Source organism: Collinsella sp. AM43-1 (assembly GCF_003467925.1).
Classification (GTDB): domain Bacteria; phylum Actinomycetota; class Coriobacteriia; order Coriobacteriales; family Coriobacteriaceae; genus Collinsella.
In genome coordinates this window covers 1-5,153 of record NZ_QSFR01000021.1, presented here as the reverse complement: position 1 = coordinate 5,153, position 5,153 = coordinate 1, and the positions used below count along the sequence as shown (strand labels likewise).

Sequence of the window (5,153 nt, the reverse complement as noted above, 5' to 3'; positions counted from 1 at the left end):
CCCAAACGGGGCGGCACGCCATTTTTCTATCAGACAACTCGTTGAAGTGAGGCTGCAAAGGCCGCGGGGCCGGGAGGGGTTTCCTAAGGGCACATCCCGCAGCCGCAACGCGGCGAGGACGTGCCCATGGAAACCCCGCAGGCCCCGCGGCCGGTGGGAGCAACGCTACTTTACGACCAAGATGTCGCAATCGGTATTGCGCAGCAGGAACGTCGAAATCGAGCCCAGGAGCGCATACTTGATCGAGGACAGGCCGCGTGCGCCGCAGAGCACCAGGTCGGGCTTAACCACGTCGAGCATCTCGTCCTTGAGCGTCTCGCGAATGCGGCCGGCGCGAATCATGACCTCGACCTCGGGAATGTCGGGATTGGCCTTGGCCTCCTCGAGCTGCTTGGCGATGGAGTTCTTAAATGCCTCCTCTAGGCCGTTGACCAGATCGACCGGATAGGAACCGGCGCTCTCGAGCGCCGTGGAATCGATAACGTGGCCGATGATTAGCTTGGCGCCGTTGTTCGCGGCGACCTTGATGGCGCGTGCGAGCACAAAATCCTGCTGTTCAGTACCGTCGAGTGAAACAAATACCTTGGTGTAGCCCTCGTTCATGGTTTCCTCCTTGGTCTATCGCACGGGCGCGGGGCTCGTGCATCGGGCGGGCGCGGGCGCGTTGGCCGCCGGACACTTTATCTTGTTGCAGTTATACCCAAGGATTTGGGTTTGACCGCTCGCAATTCTGTGAACGGGCGAGTTTTTTGGTAAGGGTAGGCGCAGGCGCGCCGCCAACGGTTGATAATGGGACATCGCCCGCACCGTCCGCAGAACAATATCGGCGGGTGTCTAACGAGGGGGTCCCTTTGGATATCATCGAGCTTTTAAAATCTGCCTTTATGGGCCTGGTCGAGGGCATCACCGAATGGCTGCCCGTTTCGTCGACTGGTCACATGATCTTGGTGGACGAGTTCGTCAAGATGAACGTGAGCGAGACGTTCTGGAATATGTTCCTGGTCGTGATTCAGCTCGGCGCCATTCTGGCCGTCTGTGTGCTGTTCTTCCATGAGCTCAATCCGTTCTCGCCCAGCAAGGGCAAGGAGGGCCGTCGCGACACCTGGGTGCTGTGGGGCAAGATTGTGCTCGGCTGCATTCCCGCCGCGGCGATCGGTCTGCCGCTTAACGACTGGATGGAGGAGCATTTCTATAATGCTCCCGTCGTGGCGCTGGCGCTCATTGTGTACGGCGTGCTGTTTATCGTGATCGAGAACTGGCGCGCGAGCAAGCGCGAGGAAATGGCCGTTGCCGGTTCATTTGGTTCGCGTGCTGTGGTGTCGGGTGGACGTCCCGCCGGTGCGCACTTTGCGGCGCCCGCCGCGGCTACCGCTGAGGATGAGGACGATGACGAGGATCTGGACTTTGGCTCCATCGCCACGCTCGAGGACCTGAGCTGGAAGACTGCGCTGGGTATCGGCTGCTTCCAGGTGCTTTCGCTGGTGCCTGGAACGTCTCGCTCCGGTTCTACCATCATCGGCGGCCTGCTTTTGGGCTGCACGCGTTCGGTGGCGTCCAAGTTTACGTTCTTCCTGGCCATCCCTGTCATGTTTGGCGCGAGTGCGCTCAAGCTGGTCAAGTATTTCATCAAGGGTGGTACGTTCGGCGCCAACGAGGTCGCTATCCTGGGCGTGGGCTGCGTCGTCGCCTTTGTGGTGTCGCTCATTGCCATCAAGTGGCTTATGGGCTTCGTTCGCCGTCACGACTTCAAGTGCTTCGGCGTCTACCGCATCATCCTGGGCATCGTGGTGCTCGCGTACTTCTTTGTCCTGGAGCCGATGCTCGGCCTCTAACTTAGTCGACGCTGCGCGGCGGCCGGGGCGACAACTGGTCATTCAAAGGGGACGGCATGACCAGAAGGTCTATGCCGCCCCCTTTCATGCCAATTTGTTCGCCCCGGCCACCGCTCGCTGCTGCTGCCATGACATCGGCGGTTTCGTGATTGTCAATTGATTCGTGCAGACTGGCCTGACCCCATTGCGCCAAATCCGCTGGGGTGGGTCCGATGGTGGCGCACGGAGTCGTGGTGTGATTTGCGTCGGTGTCCGCGCGGCTCGGTATACTGGTACGGCTCAAACTATGGCGCTGCCCGCAGGCGCGCCGTCCGTCAGATGAGGAGTCGCCCATGACCCAGCCCCTGCCCTGGGAAAAGAACACTGCCGCGCCCGTGCCGCCCGCGCCGGAACCCGTGCCGCTCGATGCATACACCGCCCCCGCTGCGCCGGAGCCCGAGCTCGTTCCGCTCGACATCTACGACGCTCCCGCGCCGGCGCCCAAGCCCGCCAAGCCGCTCGTCGACATCGACAGCCTTAATCCCGCCCAGCGCGAGGCGGTCCTGTCCACCGAGGGCCCGTTGCTGGTGCTCGCCGGCGCCGGCTCGGGCAAGACCCGCGTCTTGACCTTCCGCATCGCACATATGCTCGGCGACCTGGGTGTTAAGCCTTGGCAGGTTCTTGCCATCACGTTTACCAACAAGGCTGCGGCCGAGATGCGCGAGCGTCTGGCGGCACTCATCCCCAGCGGCACCCGTGGCATGTGGGTGTGCACCTTCCATGCCATGTGCGTGCGCATGCTGCGCGAGGACGCCGACCTGCTGGGCTATACCGGTCAATTCACCATCTACGATGACGACGACTCAAAGCGCATGGTGCGCGACATTATGCAGGCGCTCGGCATCGAGCAAAAGCAGTTCCCCATCAACATGATCCGCAGCAAGATCAGCTCTGCTAAAAACGCCATGATCGGGCCCGAGGACATGCTCAAGAGCGCCGATAGCCCCAACGACAAAAAGGCCGCGCAAGTCTACCTGGAGCTGAAGCGCCGCCTGCGCGCCGCCAACGCGATGGACTTCGACGACCTGCTCGTGCGCACGCTCGAGCTACTGCGCACCCGCCCCGAGGTGCTCGACAAGTACCAAGAGCGCTTCCGCTACATTAGCGTCGACGAATATCAGGACACCAACCACGTCCAGTACGAAATCGCCAACCTGCTGGCCGCCAAGTACCAAAACCTCATGGTCGTGGGCGACGACGACCAGTCCATTTATAGCTGGCGTGGCGCCGACATCACCAACATCCTGGACTTTGAGCAGGACTTTAAAAACTGCAAGACCGTCAAGTTGGAGCAGAACTATCGCTCCACGGGTCACATCCTGAGCGCCGCCAATGCCGTTGTTCGCCACAACTCGCAGCGCAAGGACAAGCGCCTGTTTACGGCCGAGGGCGATGGCGAGAAGATTCAGGCTTTCCAGGCAAGCGACGAGCGCGACGAAGGTCGCTGGATTGCCGGCGAGATCGAAAAGCTGCATGCCAAGGGTACGAGCTACGACGATATCGCCGTGTTCTACCGCACCAACGCCCAGTCGCGTATCCTCGAAGATATGTTCCTGCGCGCGGGCGTGCCCTACAAGATCGTCGGCGGCACGCGATTCTTCGACCGCGCCGAGATTCGCGACGTCATGGCCTACCTCAAGATGATCGTGAACCCGGCCGACGAGATGAGCGTCAAGCGCGTCATCAACACGCCGCGCCGCGGCATCGGCTCCACCTCGATCCAAAAGATCGAGCAGCTGGCGCGCGACAACCGCTGCTCGTTCTTCCAGGCCTGCGAGATCGCAACAGCCGAGACGGGCATGTTTAGTGCCAAGGTGCGCAACGGCCTGTCGAGTTTTGTGGCGCTGGTGCGCGAGGGCCGCCGCATGGACGGCGAGCTCAAGGACGTCGTCGAGATGATTGTCGATAAGACGGGCCTGCTGCAGGCGTTTCGCGCCGAGGGCACCATGGAGTCCGAGAGCCGCGCCGAGAACATCCAGGAATTCCTGGGCGTCGCCGCCGAATTTGAGGAGACGCACGAGGATATCGAGGGTACGCTCGAGAGTCTAGAAGAGCTGCGCGCGGCCGGTGTTGCCGACGTGCCGTCCGTCGCCGAGTCCGAGTCCGTCGTGGTGAGTGCGCCCGCGTCCGAGCCGGAGCCGTCCGCTCCGGCATCCTCGTTTGAGGCACTTGTCGGCGCTCGTGACGCCGCGGGCTCCAATCCACTCGATAGCCTAGCCGCCCCGGCGCTCTCGCCGCAGGATGCCCTGGCCGCCGCCATCGCGGGCAACGCGTATGCCGTGCCAACAGAGCTACCGGCGGGCGCCGTGCATGCCGACGAGATCGAGCGCACCTACGGTCCGCTCACCTGTAAGGCACTGCCGGCACTCATGGAGTGGCTGGCCCTGCGCTCCGACTTGGATTCCCTGGCCGGCGAGACGCATGCCATTACCATGATGACCATCCACTCCGCCAAGGGCCTGGAGTTCCCGGCGGTGTTCGTGGCCGGCATGGAGGAGGGTATCTTCCCGCACGTGCACGACTTTGGCGGCAGCGATGACCCGGGCAAGCTCGAGGAGGAGCGTCGCCTGGCCTACGTTGCCATCACGCGTGCCCGTAAGCGCCTGTTCCTGACCTATGCGGCCACGCGTCGCACCTACGGCTCGACCTCTGCCAACCCGCGCTCTCGCTTCCTCAACGAGATTCCGTTCGAGGATATCGAGTTTAGCGGTATCGGTTCTGCTGGTTTTGAGGGCACGGGCTGGGAGAAGCGCGGCGACCGTCACGGCACCTTTGGCTCGGGCATGGGCTCGGATATGTATGGCGGCAAGGTGTTCGGTTCGCATACGCGCTCGACCGGCGGCTCCGGATCGCGCGGCGGATCGAGCTTCGACGATTTCTTTGGTGGCAGCACCTATGGCACCGAGCGCCATCGCGGGGTTTCGCCCGACGCCGGCCGTGTTGCCTCGACCTTTGGTTCGGGCGCGCCGCGAGCTAAAAAGCCGTCGTCCAAGGTGTCGCCGACGGTGGAGCGCAAGGTCGATCGCGCCAGCGCGTCGCAGGACTTTGCCGCGGGCGATACCGTGAGCCACAAGACCTTTGGCACCGGTACCGTGATCTCGGTCGCCGGAGACATGATCGAGGTTCAATTCGAAAAAACCGGCCAGACTAAAAAGCTCATGAAAGGTTTTGCACCGATCGTCAAGCTGTCGTAATCCCGGCGGACCTGGGAGGGCGTATGGGGCAACATCGCCTGCTCGGGCAGTCCTGCGCAAGACGGAGAGCACATTAAGTGCTCTCCTT

General features: G+C 62.4%; 3 protein-coding genes. 2 read left to right on the top strand and 1 reads right to left on the bottom strand.

The window, feature by feature from the left end:
• Positions 1 to 165 precede the first annotated feature (165 nt).
• Positions 166 to 603 carry a universal stress protein gene (locus tag DW925_RS08845; protein WP_006235921.1) on the bottom strand — a complete coding sequence of 146 codons (438 nt, stop codon included), beginning with the start codon at positions 601 to 603 and terminating at the stop codon, positions 166 to 168.
• Positions 604 to 851: 248 nt separating this feature from the next.
• On the opposite strand from DW925_RS08845, the gene DW925_RS08840 reads away from it, so the two are divergent.
• Positions 852 to 1,832 (top strand): undecaprenyl-diphosphate phosphatase, encoded by a 981-nt coding sequence (locus tag DW925_RS08840; RefSeq protein ID WP_117790819.1) that lies wholly within the window; start codon positions 852 to 854, stop codon positions 1,830 to 1,832.
• A gap of 332 nt (positions 1,833 to 2,164) precedes the next feature.
• Positions 2,165 to 5,065, top strand: a complete 2,901-nt coding sequence (locus DW925_RS08830) for an ATP-dependent helicase (RefSeq protein WP_117790817.1) — start codon at positions 2,165 to 2,167, stop codon at positions 5,063 to 5,065.
• The last annotated feature ends 88 nt before the right edge of the window (positions 5,066 to 5,153 follow it).

What these genes read in the sequence shown, in the direction of transcription:
- DW925_RS08830 (WP_117790817.1), top strand. Translation starts at nt 2,165, where the DNA reads ATGACCCAGCCCCTGCCCTGGGAAAAGAACACTGCCGCGCCCGTGCCG.
- DW925_RS08845 (WP_006235921.1), bottom strand. Translation starts at nt 603, where the DNA reads ATGAACGAGGGCTACACCAAGGTATTTGTTTCACTCGACGGTACTGAA.